General features: G+C 57.4%; 19 protein-coding genes. 13 read left to right on the forward strand and 6 right to left on the reverse strand.

The window, feature by feature from the left end:
* Genes lptA through ABD827_RS12720 form a run of 4 tightly spaced genes read right to left on the reverse strand, consistent with a single transcriptional unit; the run spans position 1 to position 2,570 of the window.
* Entirely contained in the window at positions 1–531 is a 531-nt protein-coding gene (gene lptA / locus ABD827_RS12705; protein ID WP_344965118.1) for a lipopolysaccharide transport periplasmic protein LptA, read from the reverse strand.
* Complete coding sequence (gene lptC, locus ABD827_RS12710) at positions 500–1,048, reverse strand: LPS export ABC transporter periplasmic protein LptC (RefSeq protein ID WP_344965119.1); 549 nt, start codon at positions 1,046–1,048, stop codon at positions 500–502. Before lptC ends, lptA begins: the two co-directional genes overlap by 32 nt.
* Positions 1,045–1,596: a 3-deoxy-manno-octulosonate-8-phosphatase KdsC gene (kdsC, locus tag ABD827_RS12715; protein WP_425567998.1), complete on the reverse strand. Its 552-nt coding sequence runs from the start codon at positions 1,594–1,596 to the stop codon at positions 1,045–1,047. The genes lptC and kdsC overlap by 4 nt, the downstream gene beginning before the upstream one ends.
* Positions 1,596–2,570: a KpsF/GutQ family sugar-phosphate isomerase gene (locus ABD827_RS12720; protein WP_344965120.1), complete on the reverse strand. Its 975-nt coding sequence runs from the start codon at positions 2,568–2,570 to the stop codon at positions 1,596–1,598. The genes kdsC and ABD827_RS12720 overlap by 1 nt, the downstream gene beginning before the upstream one ends.
* A gap of 637 nt (positions 2,571–3,207) precedes the next feature.
* Here ABD827_RS12720 and mlaF point away from each other — a divergent pair.
* The 7 genes from mlaF to murA are packed head-to-tail and all read left to right on the forward strand — an operon-like array spanning position 3,208 to position 7,737.
* A complete protein-coding gene (gene mlaF, locus ABD827_RS12725) occupies positions 3,208–4,008 on the forward strand; it encodes a phospholipid ABC transporter ATP-binding protein MlaF (protein WP_344965121.1) in 801 nt (266 codons plus the stop codon).
* The gene (gene mlaE / locus ABD827_RS12730; protein ID WP_298721022.1) at positions 3,998–4,777 is read left to right on the forward strand and encodes a lipid asymmetry maintenance ABC transporter permease subunit MlaE; all 780 of its coding nucleotides are present in this window, start codon (positions 3,998–4,000) and stop codon (positions 4,775–4,777) included. Before mlaF ends, mlaE begins: the two co-directional genes overlap by 11 nt.
* Before the next feature lie 6 nt (positions 4,778–4,783).
* Positions 4,784–5,257, forward strand: coding sequence for an outer membrane lipid asymmetry maintenance protein MlaD (mlaD, locus tag ABD827_RS12735; protein ID WP_298721025.1), 474 nt, complete (start codon positions 4,784–4,786; stop codon positions 5,255–5,257).
* Positions 5,258–5,282: 25 nt separating this feature from the next.
* Entirely contained in the window at positions 5,283–5,924 is a 642-nt protein-coding gene (gene mlaC / locus ABD827_RS12740) for a phospholipid-binding protein MlaC (protein ID WP_298721204.1), read from the forward strand.
* On the forward strand, positions 5,921–6,190 hold the full coding sequence (locus tag ABD827_RS12745; protein ID WP_344965122.1) for an STAS domain-containing protein: 270 nt from the start codon (positions 5,921–5,923) through the stop codon (positions 6,188–6,190). The genes mlaC and ABD827_RS12745 overlap by 4 nt, the downstream gene beginning before the upstream one ends.
* A 17-nt stretch (positions 6,191–6,207) precedes the next feature.
* A complete protein-coding gene (locus tag ABD827_RS12750) occupies positions 6,208–6,468 on the forward strand; it encodes a BolA family protein (protein WP_298721031.1) in 261 nt (86 codons plus the stop codon).
* Positions 6,469–6,480: 12 nt separating this feature from the next.
* The gene (murA, locus tag ABD827_RS12755) at positions 6,481–7,737 is read left to right on the forward strand and encodes a UDP-N-acetylglucosamine 1-carboxyvinyltransferase (RefSeq protein ID WP_344965123.1); all 1,257 of its coding nucleotides are present in this window, start codon (positions 6,481–6,483) and stop codon (positions 7,735–7,737) included.
* A gap of 95 nt (positions 7,738–7,832) precedes the next feature.
* On the opposite strand, the gene degS is transcribed toward murA, so the two are convergent.
* Entirely contained in the window at positions 7,833–8,930 is a 1,098-nt protein-coding gene (gene degS, locus ABD827_RS12760; protein WP_344965124.1) for an outer membrane-stress sensor serine endopeptidase DegS, read from the reverse strand.
* Between the two features lie 102 nt (positions 8,931–9,032).
* On the reverse strand, positions 9,033–10,391 hold the full coding sequence (locus tag ABD827_RS12765; RefSeq protein ID WP_344965125.1) for a Do family serine endopeptidase: 1,359 nt from the start codon (positions 10,389–10,391) through the stop codon (positions 9,033–9,035).
* 214 nt (positions 10,392–10,605) lie between these two features.
* Between ABD827_RS12765 and zapE the strand changes: the two genes are divergently transcribed.
* From zapE to ABD827_RS12795, 6 genes are all read left to right on the forward strand, one after another.
* Positions 10,606–11,706, forward strand: coding sequence for a cell division protein ZapE (gene zapE / locus ABD827_RS12770; RefSeq protein ID WP_344965126.1), 1,101 nt, complete (start codon positions 10,606–10,608; stop codon positions 11,704–11,706).
* A 251-nt stretch (positions 11,707–11,957) separates the two neighbouring features.
* On the forward strand, positions 11,958–12,386 hold the full coding sequence (gene rplM, locus ABD827_RS12775) for a 50S ribosomal protein L13 (protein ID WP_298721049.1): 429 nt from the start codon (positions 11,958–11,960) through the stop codon (positions 12,384–12,386).
* Positions 12,387–12,401: 15 nt separating this feature from the next.
* Entirely contained in the window at positions 12,402–12,794 is a 393-nt protein-coding gene (gene rpsI / locus ABD827_RS12780) for a 30S ribosomal protein S9 (protein ID WP_298721054.1), read from the forward strand.
* A gap of 281 nt (positions 12,795–13,075) precedes the next feature.
* A complete protein-coding gene (petA, locus tag ABD827_RS12785; protein ID WP_298721055.1) occupies positions 13,076–13,666 on the forward strand; it encodes a ubiquinol-cytochrome c reductase iron-sulfur subunit in 591 nt (196 codons plus the stop codon).
* Positions 13,667–13,668: 2 nt separating this feature from the next.
* Positions 13,669–14,886: a cytochrome b gene (locus ABD827_RS12790; protein ID WP_298721058.1), complete on the forward strand. Its 1,218-nt coding sequence runs from the start codon at positions 13,669–13,671 to the stop codon at positions 14,884–14,886.
* Entirely contained in the window at positions 14,883–15,617 is a 735-nt protein-coding gene (locus ABD827_RS12795; RefSeq protein ID WP_344965127.1) for a cytochrome c1, read from the forward strand. Before ABD827_RS12790 ends, ABD827_RS12795 begins: the two co-directional genes overlap by 4 nt.
* The last annotated feature ends 72 nt before the right edge of the window (positions 15,618–15,689 follow it).

Below are 15,689 nucleotides of genomic sequence, written 5' to 3' on the forward strand. Positions count from 1 at the left end.
TCAGTTCTGCGTCTCTTTTTTATTTATGTCCTGCAGTTGTTCGGGCAGAAAAATGGTGGTGACGCGGTCTTTTCCGCCCTGGCTTTCGGCTTCCATCTGCTCCTTGTCGATATGGTAGCGGATTCGGTAGCCGGTCACGATATTGTCGTTTTGCGTGAGCTTCGCTTCCTTCAGCAGGGTGATGGTGCGTGCCTTCATATCGTAGTGGATTTCCCGGGCCTCGGCCTTGACCGGCTGGCCGCTGTCGAGCACCTGATAGTAGGTGGCCGGTGCGCCGTGGGCGGTCATCGATTGCAGGCCCTGGTCGTTGCGGATCACCACCAGTTTGTCGGCCTGCACATCCATGGTGCCTTGTTTGACCACGACCCGATCGCTGAAGGTGACCTTGTTGTCGACCAGCTCCACCAGCTGACGACCGGCATCGATGGTCACCGGCTGGTTGAAGTCTGCCTCTTTGGCCTCGGCCAGACTCAGGCCGAGGGCCAGCAGGCCACCGATGCTAAGGAGTAAAGTAGGTTGCCCGGGTTTCATGCAGTAATTCCACCGTTTGTTGATCAAGCTTGCCCAGCAGCCCCTGGCCCTGGGCCTGATAAGTGGGGCTGTTCAGTTGTACGTTCCGGTTGGATCGCAGCTGATTCTTAATAAAATCCAGTTCCAGATATTCGGTGGTCAGGGTTCTCACCAGGGCATCCGGTTGCAGCCCCCGGCCGACCACGGTGCCGTTCAGTACCGCGTTATCATTGGTGTTGAGCATGCCCTCGTCACCGCTCAGCCGCCATTGGGGCTGGCCATCGGGCGAATAGAGCAAGATAACAGGTTTTTCCATCAGGGTCATGGCCAGCGGTTGGTAGTACTCCGCATATTCCGCATCCAGTCCGCGGTAGGGCAGACCCAGCTGGTTGTATTGCACGCTGCGCAGGTTTTTGGCAATAAAATCCGGCTGATAATCCTGCTGATTGACCGGGGCATCGGTGACCGGCCGAAACCACTGCCAGCAGACCAGCGCGACCAGAAACAGGCCACCAAACCACCAGATCTGGCGGCTCACAGGCTCATGCCCCTGGCCTGTTCCAGCTCGCCCCGCGCCTCAAGCAGCAGGTCGCATACTTCGCGCACCGCGCCTCGGCCGCCGTCGATGCGGGTAACATAGTCGGCCTGTCGCAGCACCAGCGGGTGAGCATCGGCCACCGCCACGCCCAGGCCACAGTCCAGCATCACCGTCAAATCGACCACGTCATCGCCAATATAGGCGACCTGCTCCGGTCCGAACTTGAGGGTATCCAGCAGGGCGCGATAGCTGTGTATCTTGTCGCTCTGACCCTGATAAACATGGGTGACCCCGAGTGAAGCCATGCGCTCGCTGACGATGCGGGAGTCCCGCCCGGTGATTACCGCCACCTGAATACCGGCGTTGAGCAGCGCCTTGATGCCGAAACCGTCCTTGGTGCAGAAGCTTTTGTATTCTTCACCCTGATTACCGAGATAGATCATGCCGTCGGACAGCACGCCGTCCACATCGCAGATCAGCAGTTTTATCCCGGCCATCCGCTGCCAGACGTCGCCGGCCACCGGGCCGTAAAGGCTTGGTTGTTCCATCAGATCACTCCTGCCCGTAACAGATCGTGCATGTTGAAGGCGCCCACTGGATGCTGTTGTTCATCCAGCACCAGCAGACCGCTTATTTTCTTTTCTTCCATCAGATTGACCGCTTCTGCCACCAGCATGGCGGCGTGTACCGTGGTGCAGCTGCGGGTCATCACCTGTGCGATGCAAGTGTGATGCAGATCGATTTTATGATCCAGGGTGCGGCGCAGGTCGCCATCGGTGTAGATACCCACCAGTTTTTGCCGGTCATCGACCACGGCGGTAAAGCCCAGACCGGTGCGGCCGATTTCCAGTAGTGCGTCGATAATCAGCGTGTCCAGTCCGACTTTCGGTACCTGATCGTCTTTGTGCATCACATCGCCCACCCGCAGCAGCAGGCGCTTGCCGAGGGCGCCGCCGGGGTGACTGAGGGCGAAGTCATCGGCGGTAAAGCCGCGGGCTTCCAGCAGGGAAACGGCAAGGGCGTCGCCCATCACCAGGGCGGCGGTGGTGCTGGCGGTCGGAGCCAGGCCAAGCGGGCAGGCTTCCTGCTCCACCCGGGTGCACAGATGCACGTTGGCTTCTCGTGCCATGGTGGAGGCGGGGTTGCCGGTCAGACAGATCAACGGCAGCCCGCGGCGCTTGAGCACCGGCAGCAGAGAAATGATTTCGCTGCTCTCACCCGAGTTGGACAGGGCCAGCACCACATCGTCCTTGCCGATCATGCCGAGATCCCCGTGGCTGGCCTCGCCCGGATGCACGAAAAAGGCGGGCGTGCCGGTACTGGCCAGGGTGGCGGCAATCTTGTGGGCGATGTGCCCGGATTTACCCATGCCGGTCACGATGACTTTTCCCGGACACTGGAACATCAGCCGGCAGGCATGATTGAAAGCCTGGTCCAGATATTGATAAAGGCCATCGATGGCTGCCTTTTCAATATCCAGTACCTGCTTGGCGGTTTTCCGATAATCAAATTCTGCAGTCATAGCTTTCTCCACACCTTAGGCGGCGCCATTATAGAAAAGCTTGTGCCGATAAGCGACTGGTGTAACAAAAACGGTAGGGGGCTGAGAGGCGTCTCATACCAACCCCTAATGATCTGATCATATTAAGGCCTCAGATCAGAGGCAACACAGCCGCCTCCCACGACACGCCACTGGGCTAGCCATCTTTGCCGGGCAACGGCTGCGAATATTCACTGGATATTCGGTCCATTACCCAGCAAAGATATATGGCAGCAAGCTGCCCCATGGGGGCTCGGAAATGCCGTCCCTGGCATTTCACGGTCGTGGGAATCGATCTCTGTTGCCTCTTCTCGAGCATCGAGTTGCCCGAAAGCAGCACCAACAGGCGACTCTGCTGCATCTAGGAGGACAAAGGGATCTGCTCAGCCGACCATCCGCGCCATGGATGGCGCGGCTGAGCCTCCAGGGAGGGATTCACGGCGAGTCGGCGGAGCGGGCCCTTTGTTCGACTTTTATACAAAAATGAAATAGATCATTTGTTTAGTGGGATTGGTATAAGAAGACAGGGAATGGCGCATCGGCAAAGGAAAAGCCGTCGGCTTGGTTGCCCATCCTGCGGGGAACTCATACAATTCCTTCTTTTCATTGGGGAATCAGTGTGAGCCAGAGCCTCGTCGAAATCAGGGATCTTTGCTTCAGCCATGGCGACCGGACCCTGTATGACCGGATTAATCTGCAGATCCCGAAAGGCAAAATCACCGCAATCATGGGCCCGAGCGGTATCGGTAAAACCACCCTGTTGCGCCTGATCGGTGGCCAGATAAAGCCGAGCAGCGGTGATGTGCTGTTTGATGGCGAATCGATTCCCGCTATGGGCCGCTCCCGTCTCTATCAGGTGCGCCAGCGCATGGGCATGCTGTTTCAGAGCGGCGCCCTGTTCACCGGCATGTCGGTATTCGACAACGTGGCGTTTCCGCTGCGCGAGCACAGCGGCCTGCCGGAAGCCATGATTCGTACCCTGGTAATGATGAAGCTGGAAGCGGTGGGTCTGCGTGGCGCGGCCAGGCTGATGCCGTCCGAATTGTCCGGCGGCATGGGGCGGCGGGCGGCGTTGGCGCGGGCGATTGCACAGGATCCCGAGCTGATCATGTATGATGAACCCTTTGCCGGTCAGGATCCCATCAGCATGGCGGTGCTGGTCAAGCTGATCGCCGAGCTGAACCGGGCCCAGGGGCTGACCTCCATCGTGGTGACCCATGACGTGGATGAGGTGATGAATATTGCCGATTACGCCTATATCATCGCCAACAAGCAGGTGATTGCCGCCGGCACACCGGATGAGCTGCGTGAGCATACCGATGCGCAGGTGATTCAGTTTTTGCAGGGGCAGGCGGATGGCCCGGTGGCGTTTCATTACCCGGCGCCTTCTTTCAGGGAGTCGTTAACCAATGTTGATTGATATGATAGGGCGGCTGGGACGACAGGGAATGGTGGGCATTGCCGCCAGCGGACGCGCCGGCATCATGCTGATGCATGCGCTGGTAGGGCGACCACAACCCGGAAAACACTTTCCATTACTGGTACAGCAATTACAGATAGTGGGCGTGCAGTCGGTGGCCATTATCCTGGTGTCGGGCATTTTTATCGGCATGGTATTGGCGCTGCAGGGCTACAACGTGCTGGTCGACTTCGGTGCCGAAGGTAGCCTGGGCCCGCTGGTGTCCTTGTCACTGCTGCGGGAACTGGGTCCTGTGGTGACCGGGCTGCTGTTTGCCGGGCGGGCCGGGTCGGCACTGACCGCCGAGCTGGGGCTGATGAAGGCGACCGAGCAGCTCTCCAGCCTGGAGATGATGGGCATAGATCCCCTGCGCCGAGTGGTGGCGCCGCGTTTCTGGGCCGGTGTTATCAGCATGCCCTTGCTGGCGCTGATGTTCAGCCTGATCGGCATCTGGGGCGCCAAGCTGGTAGGTGTGGATTGGCTGGGGGTTGACGAAGGGGGGTTCTGGTCGACGATGCAGGCGGCGGTCGACTGGCAGCAGGACATCATGCAGGGGGTGATCAAGAGTCTGGTGTTTGCCTTGGTGGTGACCTGGATTGCCCTGTTTAACGGTTTCGATGCACAGCCGACGGCGGCCGGGATCAGTCAGGCCACGACGCGTACCGTGGTTCATTCTTCTCTGGCGGTACTGGGGCTCGATTTCGCCCTTACCGCCGTCATGTTCGGGTAAATAACAATGAAATACAGCAAACTGGAATTCAGCGTCGGCTGCTTTATGCTGGCCGGTATCGGCGCCTTGTTGCTGCTGGCGTTCAAGGTCGCCGGTGTCAGCGTCAATGGTCAGGGAGAAAGCTATACCCTCTATGCCAAGTTCGATAATATCGGAGGCCTCAAGGTGCGTTCTCCGGTCAAGGTAGGCGGCGTGGTGGTGGGACGAGTCACGCAGATAAGCCTGGACGCAAAGGATCAGGTGCCGGTGGTGACGCTGACGGTCGGCCGCAGCGCCGGTGAATTTTCCGAAAGCAGCACGGCGGCCATTCAGACCTCGGGTCTGCTTGGTGAGCAGTATCTGGGGCTGACCCCCGGTTTTGCCGATGAGGACATGGGCATCGGCATGCTCAAGGACGGCGACACCATAACGGATACCCAATCGGCACTGGTCTTGGAAGAGCTGATTGGAAAGTTCATTTATTCCATCGGCGACAACTGAGCCGAAGCCCACTCCCTAGGAGCCAATAATGAAAAAATTACTGATATCGGGGCTGTTGATGCTGGCCGGGCTCTGGGCCCCGCTGGCCAGTGCCATCTCGCTGGACAATCCTTATGTGCTGGTGAACGAAGTCGCCCAGAGTACCTTTGACCGACTGAGTCGACAGCAGGCACAAATCAAGGCCAACCCGGAATACCTGCGCACCATAGTGCGGGAAGAAATGCTGCCGGCGGTGGATGTGCGTTTTTCCGCCTACCGGGTGATCGGTAATCAGCTCAACAACACCACGCCCGAGCAACGGGATCGTTTTGTTGCCGCCTTCAGCGACTACCTGGTGGTGACCTATGCCGATGCTCTGGCGGCCTACAAGGAGCAGCAGCTGGACATAGGTACCGGTAGCGTCGCCAAGGGCGAAAAGCTGGTCTCGGTACCGGTGTCGGTGCTGGAGACGAACCAGCCGGCCATCAAACTGGAGTTCAAACTGCGCCAGAACGGCCGCACCGGTGAGTGGCGGGTGTTCGACATGGTGGCCGAGGGCATCAGCCTGCTGTCTGCCAAGCAGGCCGAGCTGAGCGGCCTTATCCGTCAGAACGGCATTGACAAGGTTACCCTTCAGTTGCAGGCGCACACCGATAAGCCGGTGACGCCGCTGGAAAGAACCCAATGAAACTCGAACGGGAACTGACACGGGATATGCTGCCGGCCTACTGGGCCGAACGTCATACCCTGTTCGGTGCCGAGCGGGCAGACCTGAGCAAATTGAAGCAGATCGATTCGGTCGGCCTGGCTTTTCTGGTGCAATGGAGTCAGGCGCTGGCCGCCGGCAACAAGGCGCTGACCCTGATATCCCCCCCGACCAGTTTTTATCCACTGGCCGATTTATACGGTGTCAGTTCGCTGTTTGAACTGACCGACAATACAGCCGAGAGCTAACATGAGCGGGAGCCAACATGGATCTGAATAACGAAGTCGAACGTTTACTGCGGCAGGCCCTGCCCCTGGACGAACTCTATATCAAAAGCGAAGGCAGTCATTTCGAGGTGATTGCGGTGTCGGCCGATTTTTCCGACATGAGCCGGGTCAAGCGGCAGCAGGCGATCAATGGTCCTCTTATGGAACTGATCGCCCAGAACACCATCCATGCGTTGACCGTGAAGACCTTTACTCCCGAGCAATGGGCGCGGGAACGAAAATTTATAATGCCTTCCTGAGCAGGAACCGAAATGGATAAATTTGAAATTCAGGGACCTTGCCGGCTTGCCGGCGAAGTGACCATCTCCGGCGCCAAGAATGCCGCGCTGCCGATACTCTTTGGTACCCTATTGTGTGATGAAGCGGTGCACCTGTCCAACGTGCCCAAGCTGAAAGACGTGGACACCACGCTGCAGCTGCTGGCCTCCATGGGCCTCAAGGTCGGCGAGCAGGATGGCGTTATCGTTATTTCCGGGGCGGTGAACAGCCACATAGCGCCTTACGAGCTGGTGCGCACCATGCGTGCCTCCATCCTGGCACTGGGGCCGCTGGTGGCCCGCTTTGGCCAGGCCGACGTCTCTCTGCCCGGTGGCTGCGCCATCGGTGCCCGGCCGGTGAACCTGCATATTCACGGTCTGGAGCAGATGGGGGCCGAGATCCGGGTGGAAGACGGTTACATCAAGGCGCGGGTCGACGGCCGCCTGCAGGGCGCGCATATCCTGATGGACATGGTCAGCGTGACCGGTACCGAAAACCTGATGATGGCGGCGGTGCTGGCCGAAGGCCGTACCATCATCGAAAATGCCGCCCGCGAGCCGGAAGTGGTCGATTTGGCCAACTTCCTCAATGCGCTGGGCGCCAAAATTCAGGGCATTGGCCAGGACACGCTGATCATCGATGGTGTCGAGGCGTTGCACGGCGGCGAGTATCGGGTTCAGCCCGACCGCATTGAAACCGGCACCTTTCTGGTCGGCGCGGCGGTTACCGGCGGTGATGTCACCTGTCGCAATACGGATCCGCACCTGCTGGAAGCGGTACTGGTCAAGCTCAAGGATGCGGGTGCGCTGGTGGAAACCGGCGAAGACTGGATTCGCCTGGATATGACCGGTCGCACACTGAAGCCGGTCGATATCAAGACGGCGCCGTATCCGGCCTTTCCGACCGACATGCAGGCCCAGTTTACCGTGCTCAACGCGGTGGCCAAGGGGGTGGGCCGGGTGACCGAGACCATCTTCGAAAACCGCTTCATGCACGTACCCGAGCTGAATCGCATGGGCGCTCATATCGAGCTGAACGGCAACCTGGCGATCTGTGACGACACCGAACAGCTGACCGGTGCCACCGTGATGGCCACCGATCTGCGGGCGTCTGCCAGCCTGGTGCTGGCCGGTTTCGTGGCCGAGGGCACCACAACAGTGGATCGCATCTATCATATCGACCGGGGTTACGAGTTTATCGAAGACAAGCTGTCCGCCCTGGGCGGCAAGATCAAACGCGTCAAGGGCTAACCCCCGGGATTAGGGACTGGGGACTGGGGACTGCCCGGTTTCCAGCCCCATCCTTCAAGTCCCTAATCCCCATTCCCTAATCCCCAATCCCTTTTTCACCGCAGGCGCTGAAAGCGGCTATCTTCTTCAATCATCACCGGTAGCGTCAGTATCTTGCCGTCTCGCAGCAGGGTTATCTGTATTTCGCTGCCGGGGCGGGTTTCGGCGATCATGTCCATGGCATGGCGCATATTGCGAATGGCCTTGCCATCGATATTCATCAGTACATCTTCCTGGATGATGCCGGCCTTGGCCGCGGGCCCCAGCTCGTTGACCGCTTCCACATAGATACCGCTGCGATCTTCCAGTTTCAGCAGTTGTGCCATCATCGGCGGAATATCGGCGCCACTGATGCCGAGATAGCCGCGGATCACCCGGCCGTTGATAATCAGCTCCTGCATGATGCGGTGGGCCAGGGCATAGGGAATGGCGAAGTTGATGCCGTAGCTTTCCTGGTGGGCCAGGCTCTGAAAAGACGCGGTATTGATGCCGACCATCTCGCCATAGACGTTGACCAGAGCACCGCCGGAGTTACCGGCGTTGATGGCGGCGTCGGTCTGCAGCAAATCCTGGCGGCCGTTGCTGTCCGGCCCCATGCTGGATAAACCGGTGCGGCCGGTGGCACTGATAATGCCCTGAGTAATGGTCTGGCCCACGTTATACGGATTACCGATGGCCAGCACTATGTCGCCGACCTGAGGTGAGAGTTCATCATCCTGAGGGATCTCCGGCAACTGGCCGGCGGTAATTTTCAGTACCGCCAGATCCGTGGGTACATCAAAACCGGTGACGTCACCGGCGAGAATGCGGCCATCCTGCAGGGCAACGATGACCTGATCCGCATCGGCAATCACATGATAATTGGTGAGCACATAGCCTTTATCCGACATGATGACGCCGGATCCCAGGCCGGTGGCGCTGAGTTCGGGTGACTCGCTGCCCCGTTGAAAGCTGCGGGTATAAATATTGACTACGGCAGGTCCGGCCCGGCTGGCGGCATAGGAAAAGCTGGACACACCCACCTGCTGGTTACGCCACCAGTGCTCGAAGGGCTGGGTCTTGAGTTGCGGAAACAGCAATAGCAGGATCAGAGCCATCAGGACGCCGAAGGCCCCGGCCTGAAGCAGAAACTTGAGAGAAGAGGCTAGCCGCATGGAATGTCGTGATTGTTGTCGAATGACTACAGCATAACATACAGGGTCATGAGGAGTGAGAGGTGAGGCGTGAGGGGTAAAAACCCCTCACGCCTTGCCGGTTTATCTGATTACCAGATAAATTGAGGAGTTGCCGCGCTGTATATTCAGCGCCAAGACTTCCGGCTTGTTCTGCACTATCTGGCGTAAATCATTCAGGTCTTTTACCCGCTGGCGATTGACGCCGATAATGATGTCACCTTTTTCCAGGCCGGACATGGCGGCGGGAGAGCGGGGGGTCACCTCGGTTACCTTGACGCCCTGTATCTTGTCTTCACCGCCGGTCTGGGCCAGCTCGGCACCTTCCAGCGATTCATTCAGGGTATTGGCCTGAATGTTCTCTTCGTCGGCCCGGGACAGGGTCACTTCGACCTGCTGTTCCTTGCCATCGCGAAACAGTCCCAGGGTGACGGTTTTATCGGCCCCCATGGTGGCCACCTTGGCGCGCAATTCGCCGAAGGAGCGAATGGGCTTGTCATCCAGGCTGATGATGATATCACCGGCTTTCAGTCCGGCCTTGTCGGCCGACGAGTTTTCCAGCACCTGACTGACAAAGGCGCCGTGCTGGCTGCGATAGCCGAAGGTACGCGCCAGCTCCGAGGTCAGTTCTCCCCCCATCACCCCCAGCACCCCGCGGCGGACCTCGCCGTATTCCAGGATTTGCTCGGCCAGGTTCTTGACCATGTTGGCGGGAATGGCGAAGCCGATGCCGATGTTACCGCCGCCCGGGCCGAGGATGGCGGTATTGATGCCGACCAGCTTGCCGTCCAGATCCAGCAGGGCACCGCCGGAGTTACCGGAGTTGATGGCGGCATCGGTCTGAATGAAGTTTTCCAGATTCTCCACATTCAGGCCGGAACGACCCAGGGCGCTGATAATGCCGGAGGTGACGGTCTGCCCCAGGCCGAAGGGATTGCCGATGGCGATGGCAAAGTCTCCGACCCTGAGCTGGTCGGAGTCGGCAAATTCGACTTCGACCAAATTTTTGGCCTCGACTTTCAGCAGTGCGATGTCGCTCTGTTTATCGGTGCCGATCAACTCGGCTTCGTATTCCTGGCCGTCAATCAGGGTGATGATGATTTTATCGGCGTCGTCGATCACGTGGTTATTGGTGATCACATAGCCTTTCTTCGCATCGATGATCACGCCTGAGCCCAGCGCCTGAAAGGGCCTTTCCTGCAGTTGTTCGCCGGGAATGCCGGGGCCGAAGAAAAAGCGAAAGGGCTCGGGCAGCGCCTGACGGCTGACCTTGCTGCCGGACACCGAAATATTGACCACGCCGGGGGTGACTTTTTCCAGCACCGGAGCCAGGCTGCGAATGTCGCTACCGGCACCGAATGGCAGGGCGGCCTGAGCCTGGGGCAGCATAGCCAGACCCAGGCTCAGAGCCAGGGCGGAGACCAGGGGGAGTCGACGTTTCATGCGGATGCTCCTAAATCGATGGATTCTTGAAGAAAAGAAAGAGTTCATTCTGACCCTCGTCGGGGAAAAAGAGTTCCGATACGGCCTGCATTATTTATTGTGGTTTTTGCTGGCGAGATCAAGTCCCGGTAACCGGCAGCGCTTGCCCGGGCAGTGAAGAGGCATTTACACTGGCGGTCATCATTCGTGTTTAGCCAAGTTGTTATATACCCTAATGACCCCGAGTAAAAAATACCAGGCTGATCTCAGCCGTCACGACTTTGTCCACGATCCGGCTCAGGCCCTGGCGGTATCGCACCTGCAACGGCTGTTTGACGAGCTGATGGCACCCCCTCCGGCCCAGCCGCGACTCAGCCTGTGGCAGAAGCTGACTGGTAACAAGCCGGAGCCGGTGAAGTCGATTCAGGGGCTTTACTTCTGGGGGGGAGTCGGTCGGGGCAAGACCTATCTGGTGGACACCTTCTACGACTGTCTGCCGTTCGATAACAAGCTCAGGGTCCATTTTCACCGCTTCATGGTGCGGGTGCATGACGAGCTGCAGAGCCTGAAGGGGCAGGCGGATCCGCTCAAGCTGGTGGCCGAGCGCCTGGCCGGTGAGGCCCGGGTGATCTGTTTCGACGAGTTTTTCGTGTCCGACATCACCGACGCCATGATACTGGGTACCCTGTTCCAGTACCTGTTCGGCCACGGGGTGATTCTGGTGGCGACCTCCAACATTCCTCCCGATGAGCTGTATCGCAACGGTTTGCAGCGGGCTCGTTTTCTGCCGGCCATCGCGCTTATCAAGCAGCATTGCGAGGTGGTCAACGTCGACTCGGGGGTGGATTACCGACTGCGTACCCTGGAGCAGGCCGAAATCTATCATTCACCGCTCGATGCCGAGGCTAAAACCAACCTCGAACGGTATTTCGACAGCCTGACCAGCGTGCCCGGTACCCGGGGAGCCGAGATTGAAATCAACCATCGCCGGCTCAAAACCCTGGCCGAAGGCGACGGTGTGCTCCATATCGACTTTCAGCAGTTGTGTTGCACGGCGCGCTCCCAACTCGATTATATCGAGCTGGCACGGTGCTATCATTCGGTGCTGCTGGCCAACGTGGTGCCCATGGGGCAGGACAGCGACGATGCGGCCCGCCGTTTTATCGCCATGGTGGATGAATTCTACGAGCGACACGTCAAGTTGATCATTTCGGCGGCGGTGCCAATGACCCAGCTCTACGGTCGGGGGCGGCTCGATTTCGAGTTCAAGCGCTGCCTGTCGCGACTGACTGAAATGCAATCCCACGAATATCTTGCCAGAGAGCACCTTCCTTAGTCACAATACCCGCCCCGGTATTCGGGCATGATGCCGGGAAGGGGCGGGCGGACCGATTAATTTTAATGGGCATTAAAATTAGCAGGTGATTTTTAAGGCAACTTTACCTATAATCGCTCGGCCCACGTTACACAGCTGTCGATAAGACAGCATCACTGTAAACAGACTGGTGCTCGAAGGGGTACAGGTCTTGTCGTGTTTTGCGCATGTGCGCAAGTGTATAATTCATTTTAAGTAATTTGGGTTTATCCATGAAAACTTTTGTTGCTAAGCCAGAAACCGTAAAGCGTGACTGGTATGTTGTTGATGCAGAGGGCAAAACTCTGGGTCGTTTGGCCACCGAGATTGCTCATCGCCTGCGCGGTAAGCACAAGCCGGAATTTACTCCGCACGTTGACTGTGGCGATTACATCGTCGTGATCAACGCCGAGAAAATTCAGGTAACCGGCAATAAAGCCGAAGGCAAAATCTACTACTCTCACTCCGGTTTTCCGGGTGGCATCAAGTCCATCAGCTTCGAGAAGCTGATTGTACGCAAGCCCGAGATGGTAATTGAGTCTGCCGTTCGCGGCATGCTGCCCCGTGGCCCCCTGGGTCGTGCTATGTTCCGCAAGATGAAAGTCTTTGTCGGCGGCCAGCACAACCACGCTGCGCAACAACCTCAAGTACTGGACATCTAAGGCGGGATTAGGCAAATGGCAGAAACTCAATACTACGGTACCGGTCGTCGCAAAAGCTCTACTGCACGTGTATTCGTGAAGCAGGGCAGCGGTAACATCGTTATCAACAAGCGCTCACTGGAACAGTACTTTGGCCGCGAGACCGCCCGCATGGTGGTACGTCAGCCGCTGGAACTGGTCGAGATGACCGAAAACTTCGATCTGTACATCACCGTTTCCGGTGGTGGCATTTCCGGTCAGGCCGGCGCTATTCGTCACGGCATTACTCGTGCCCTGATGCAATACGACGAAACCCTGCGCGGTTCGCTGCGCAAGGCTGGCTTCGTTACTCGTGACGCTCGTCGCGTTGAACGTAAGAAAGTCGGTCTGCATAAAGCACGTAAGCGCCCTCAGTTCTCCAAGCGTTAATTGGGATTGCGTTTTACATCAAAGCCCGGGTTTACCCGGGCTTTTTTTATCTTTAAAGGAAATAGAACAGTTTCACAGGCAATTCTTTGTTTTAAAACAGGTTTTGCTGCGAAATAATGTTTGTTGATATTTTACCCGTCCTTGTAAACGACCGCGATTTTCTTTAGAATTTCGGGGTTTTTGTGACAATTGAAACCATAATATCCGCCGCAGTTGTCACAGCCGTCTCGATGCATGGAACGAACAATAACGCGCGGAGACCAAAATGGGAGAGTTTTTGGATGAGCAATGCGCCAGTTGATACCGGTCGCCGCAGATTTCTGACCTGGTCAACCACAGCAGTGGGTGGGGTTGGAGCTGCGTTTGCCGCTGTGCCTTTTATTACTTCATGGAATCCCAGCGCAAAAGCGAAAGCGGCAGGGGCCCCGGTGGAAGTAGATGTCAGTAAAATCGAACCCGGTCAGTTGATCCGGGTAGAGTGGCGGGGGAAACCCGTCTGGATAGTTCGCCGCCCCCAGGAAATCCTGGATGCCCTGCCCAAGCATGATGACCAGTTGCGTGATCCTGCTTCCGAGCAGCCGCAACAACCCGGTTATGCCCAGAATGGCTACCGCTCGATCAAACCCGAACTGTTTGTGGCGGTGGGGCTCTGCACCCATCTGGGCTGTTCACCTACCTACCTGCCGGATTCTTTCGGCGAACAGGTTCAGGGTGTCAGCTCCGGTTTCTTCTGCCCCTGTCATGGCTCCAAGTTCGATATGGCCGGTCGCGTTTTTCAAAGCGTACCCGCTCCGCTGAACCTGGTGATCCCCCCTTATTACTATGTCAATGACGCCACCATTCTGGTTGGTGCCGACAAGGAAGGAGCCTAATCATGCTGGGTAAACTCGTAGCCTGGATCGATGAACGGATTCCGATGACGGCGACCTACAACAAGCACGTAGGTCAGTATCCGGCACCGAAAAACTTCAACTTCTGGTACTTCTTTGGCTCTCTGGCCATGCTGGTACTGGTCAACCAGATCCTGACCGGTATCTGGCTGACCATGAACTACAACCCGTCCGGCGAGGGCGCCTTCGCCTCTGTCGAATACATCATGCGTGATGTGGATTACGGCTGGTTGCTGCGCTACATGCACAGCACAGGGGCGTCCGCCTTCTTCGTGGTGGTGTATCTGCACATGTTCCGTGGTTTGATCTACGGCTCTTATCAGAAGCCTCGTGAGCTGCTGTGGCTGTTCGGCATGCTGATCTTCCTGGTGCTGATGGCCGAAGCCTTCATGGGCTATCTGCTGCCCTGGGGTCAGATGTCCTACTGGGGTGCTCAGGTTATCATCTCGTTGTTCGGTGCCATTCCGGTTATCGGTGACGATCTGACCCTGTGGATTCGGGGTGATTACGTCATTTCCGGTGCCACCCTGAACCGCTTCTTTGCGCTGCACGTGATTGCCTTGCCGCTGGTACTGGTGATTCTGGTGTTCCTGCACATCGTTGCGCTGCACGAAGTGGGTTCCAACAACCCGGACGGCATCGACATCAAGAAAAACAAGGACGAAAACGGCTGGCCGAAAGACGCTATTCCGTTCCACCCGTACTACACCGTCAAGGATGTGGTGGGCGTGGCAGGCTTCCTGTTCCTGTTTGCCTTCGTGATTTTCTTCATGCCTGAAGGTGGCGGTTACTTCCTGGAAGCGCCTAACTTCGAAGCGGCCAACGGTCTGAAGACCCCCGAGCATATTGCACCGGTATGGTACTTCACTCCCTTCTACGCCATTTTGCGCGCCGTACCCGACAAGTTGATCGGCGTTATCCTGATGGGTCTGTCGATTGCCGTGCTGTTCGTACTGCCCTGGCTGGATCGCTGCAAGGTGCGTTCATTCCGCTACCGCAGCAAGCTGCACCTGCTGAACATCATTCAGTTCGTGATCTGCTTCATCGTTCTGGGTGTGTTGGGGGCTCTGCCGTCTACCACGCTGCTGACGCTGCTGGCCCAGATTTGTTCGTTTGGCTATTTCGCCTTCTTTGTACTGCTGTTCTTCTACAGCAAAAACGAGAAAACCAAGCCGCTGCCAGAGAGGGTCACATTCAAATGAAGAAGTTAATCATTGCTGTATTTGCCTTTTTGCCGGCACTGGCCATGGCCGCGGGTGGAAATGTTCATCTGGACAAGGCCGACTATGATCTGAGCGACAAGGCATCACTGCAAAACGGTGCCAAGTTGTTCATGAACTATTGCTCCGGCTGTCACAGCACCCAGTATCAACGCTACAACCGGGTGGCCGAGGATCTGGGTATTCCGGAAGAGATCATGCAGGCCAACCTGAATTTCACCGGTGTCGGTATCGGTGAACTGATGGAAAATGCCATACCCGAGAAAGACGCGGCCAACTGGTTTGGCGCACCGCCGCCCGACCTGACTCTGGTCGCCCGGGTTCGTGGTGCCGACTGGCTGTATACCTATCTGCGTTCCTTCTACAAGGACGACAGCCGTCCGTTCGGGGTGAACAACCTGGTGTTCCCGTCCGTGGGCATGCCCCATGTGCTGGAGCCGCTGCAGGGTAGTGCCAATCTGAAAACCGAAATGCACAAAGTGGACGGCCATGAGGTGGCTACACCCGTGGGTATCGAGAGTGAAGGTAACGGTGAGCTGACCCCCGGCGAGTACGACAATGCGGTACTGGATATTGTCAACTTCCTGGTCTATTCCGGTGAGCCGATGAAGCTGGAACGTCAGCGCCTGGGCTACTGGGTGCTGGGTTTCCTGGTTATCTTCTTCATCTTTGCCTACATGCTGAAGAAAGAATACTGGCGTGACGTACACTGATTAGACGTCGTCTAAGCTAGGCAGGGGAACGGCAATGGGGCAATATGTTCCATTGCCGTTCCTATTTATGAT

The organism is Oceanisphaera sediminis, from assembly GCF_039539745.1.
GTDB lineage: Bacteria > Pseudomonadota > Gammaproteobacteria > Enterobacterales > Aeromonadaceae > Oceanimonas > Oceanimonas sediminis.

Excerpts from the sequence above, each read along its gene's own strand:
- ABD827_RS12745 (WP_344965122.1), top strand. The coding sequence starts at position 5,921 with ATGAAACTCGAACGGGAACTGACACGGGATATGCTGCCGGCCTACTGG.
- rplM (WP_298721049.1), top strand. The coding sequence starts at position 11,958 with ATGAAAACTTTTGTTGCTAAGCCAGAAACCGTAAAGCGTGACTGGTAT.
- ABD827_RS12720 (WP_344965120.1), bottom strand. The coding sequence starts at position 2,570 with ATGACTGCAGAATTTGATTATCGGAAAACCGCCAAGCAGGTACTGGAT.
- murA (WP_344965123.1), top strand. The coding sequence starts at position 6,481 with ATGGATAAATTTGAAATTCAGGGACCTTGCCGGCTTGCCGGCGAAGTG.
- rpsI (WP_298721054.1), top strand. The coding sequence starts at position 12,402 with ATGGCAGAAACTCAATACTACGGTACCGGTCGTCGCAAAAGCTCTACT.
- mlaD (WP_298721025.1), top strand. The coding sequence starts at position 4,784 with ATGAAATACAGCAAACTGGAATTCAGCGTCGGCTGCTTTATGCTGGCC.
- ABD827_RS12750 (WP_298721031.1), top strand. The coding sequence starts at position 6,208 with ATGGATCTGAATAACGAAGTCGAACGTTTACTGCGGCAGGCCCTGCCC.
- kdsC (WP_425567998.1), bottom strand. The coding sequence starts at position 1,596 with ATGGAACAACCAAGCCTTTACGGCCCGGTGGCCGGCGACGTCTGGCAG.
- zapE (WP_344965126.1), top strand. The coding sequence starts at position 10,606 with ATGACCCCGAGTAAAAAATACCAGGCTGATCTCAGCCGTCACGACTTT.
- mlaE (WP_298721022.1), top strand. The coding sequence starts at position 3,998 with ATGTTGATTGATATGATAGGGCGGCTGGGACGACAGGGAATGGTGGGC.
- ABD827_RS12795 (WP_344965127.1), top strand. The coding sequence starts at position 14,883 with ATGAAGAAGTTAATCATTGCTGTATTTGCCTTTTTGCCGGCACTGGCC.
- ABD827_RS12765 (WP_344965125.1), bottom strand. The coding sequence starts at position 10,391 with ATGAAACGTCGACTCCCCCTGGTCTCCGCCCTGGCTCTGAGCCTGGGT.
- petA (WP_298721055.1), top strand. The coding sequence starts at position 13,076 with ATGAGCAATGCGCCAGTTGATACCGGTCGCCGCAGATTTCTGACCTGG.
- ABD827_RS12790 (WP_298721058.1), top strand. The coding sequence starts at position 13,669 with ATGCTGGGTAAACTCGTAGCCTGGATCGATGAACGGATTCCGATGACG.
- lptA (WP_344965118.1), bottom strand. The coding sequence starts at position 531 with ATGAAACCCGGGCAACCTACTTTACTCCTTAGCATCGGTGGCCTGCTG.
- degS (WP_344965124.1), bottom strand. The coding sequence starts at position 8,930 with ATGCGGCTAGCCTCTTCTCTCAAGTTTCTGCTTCAGGCCGGGGCCTTC.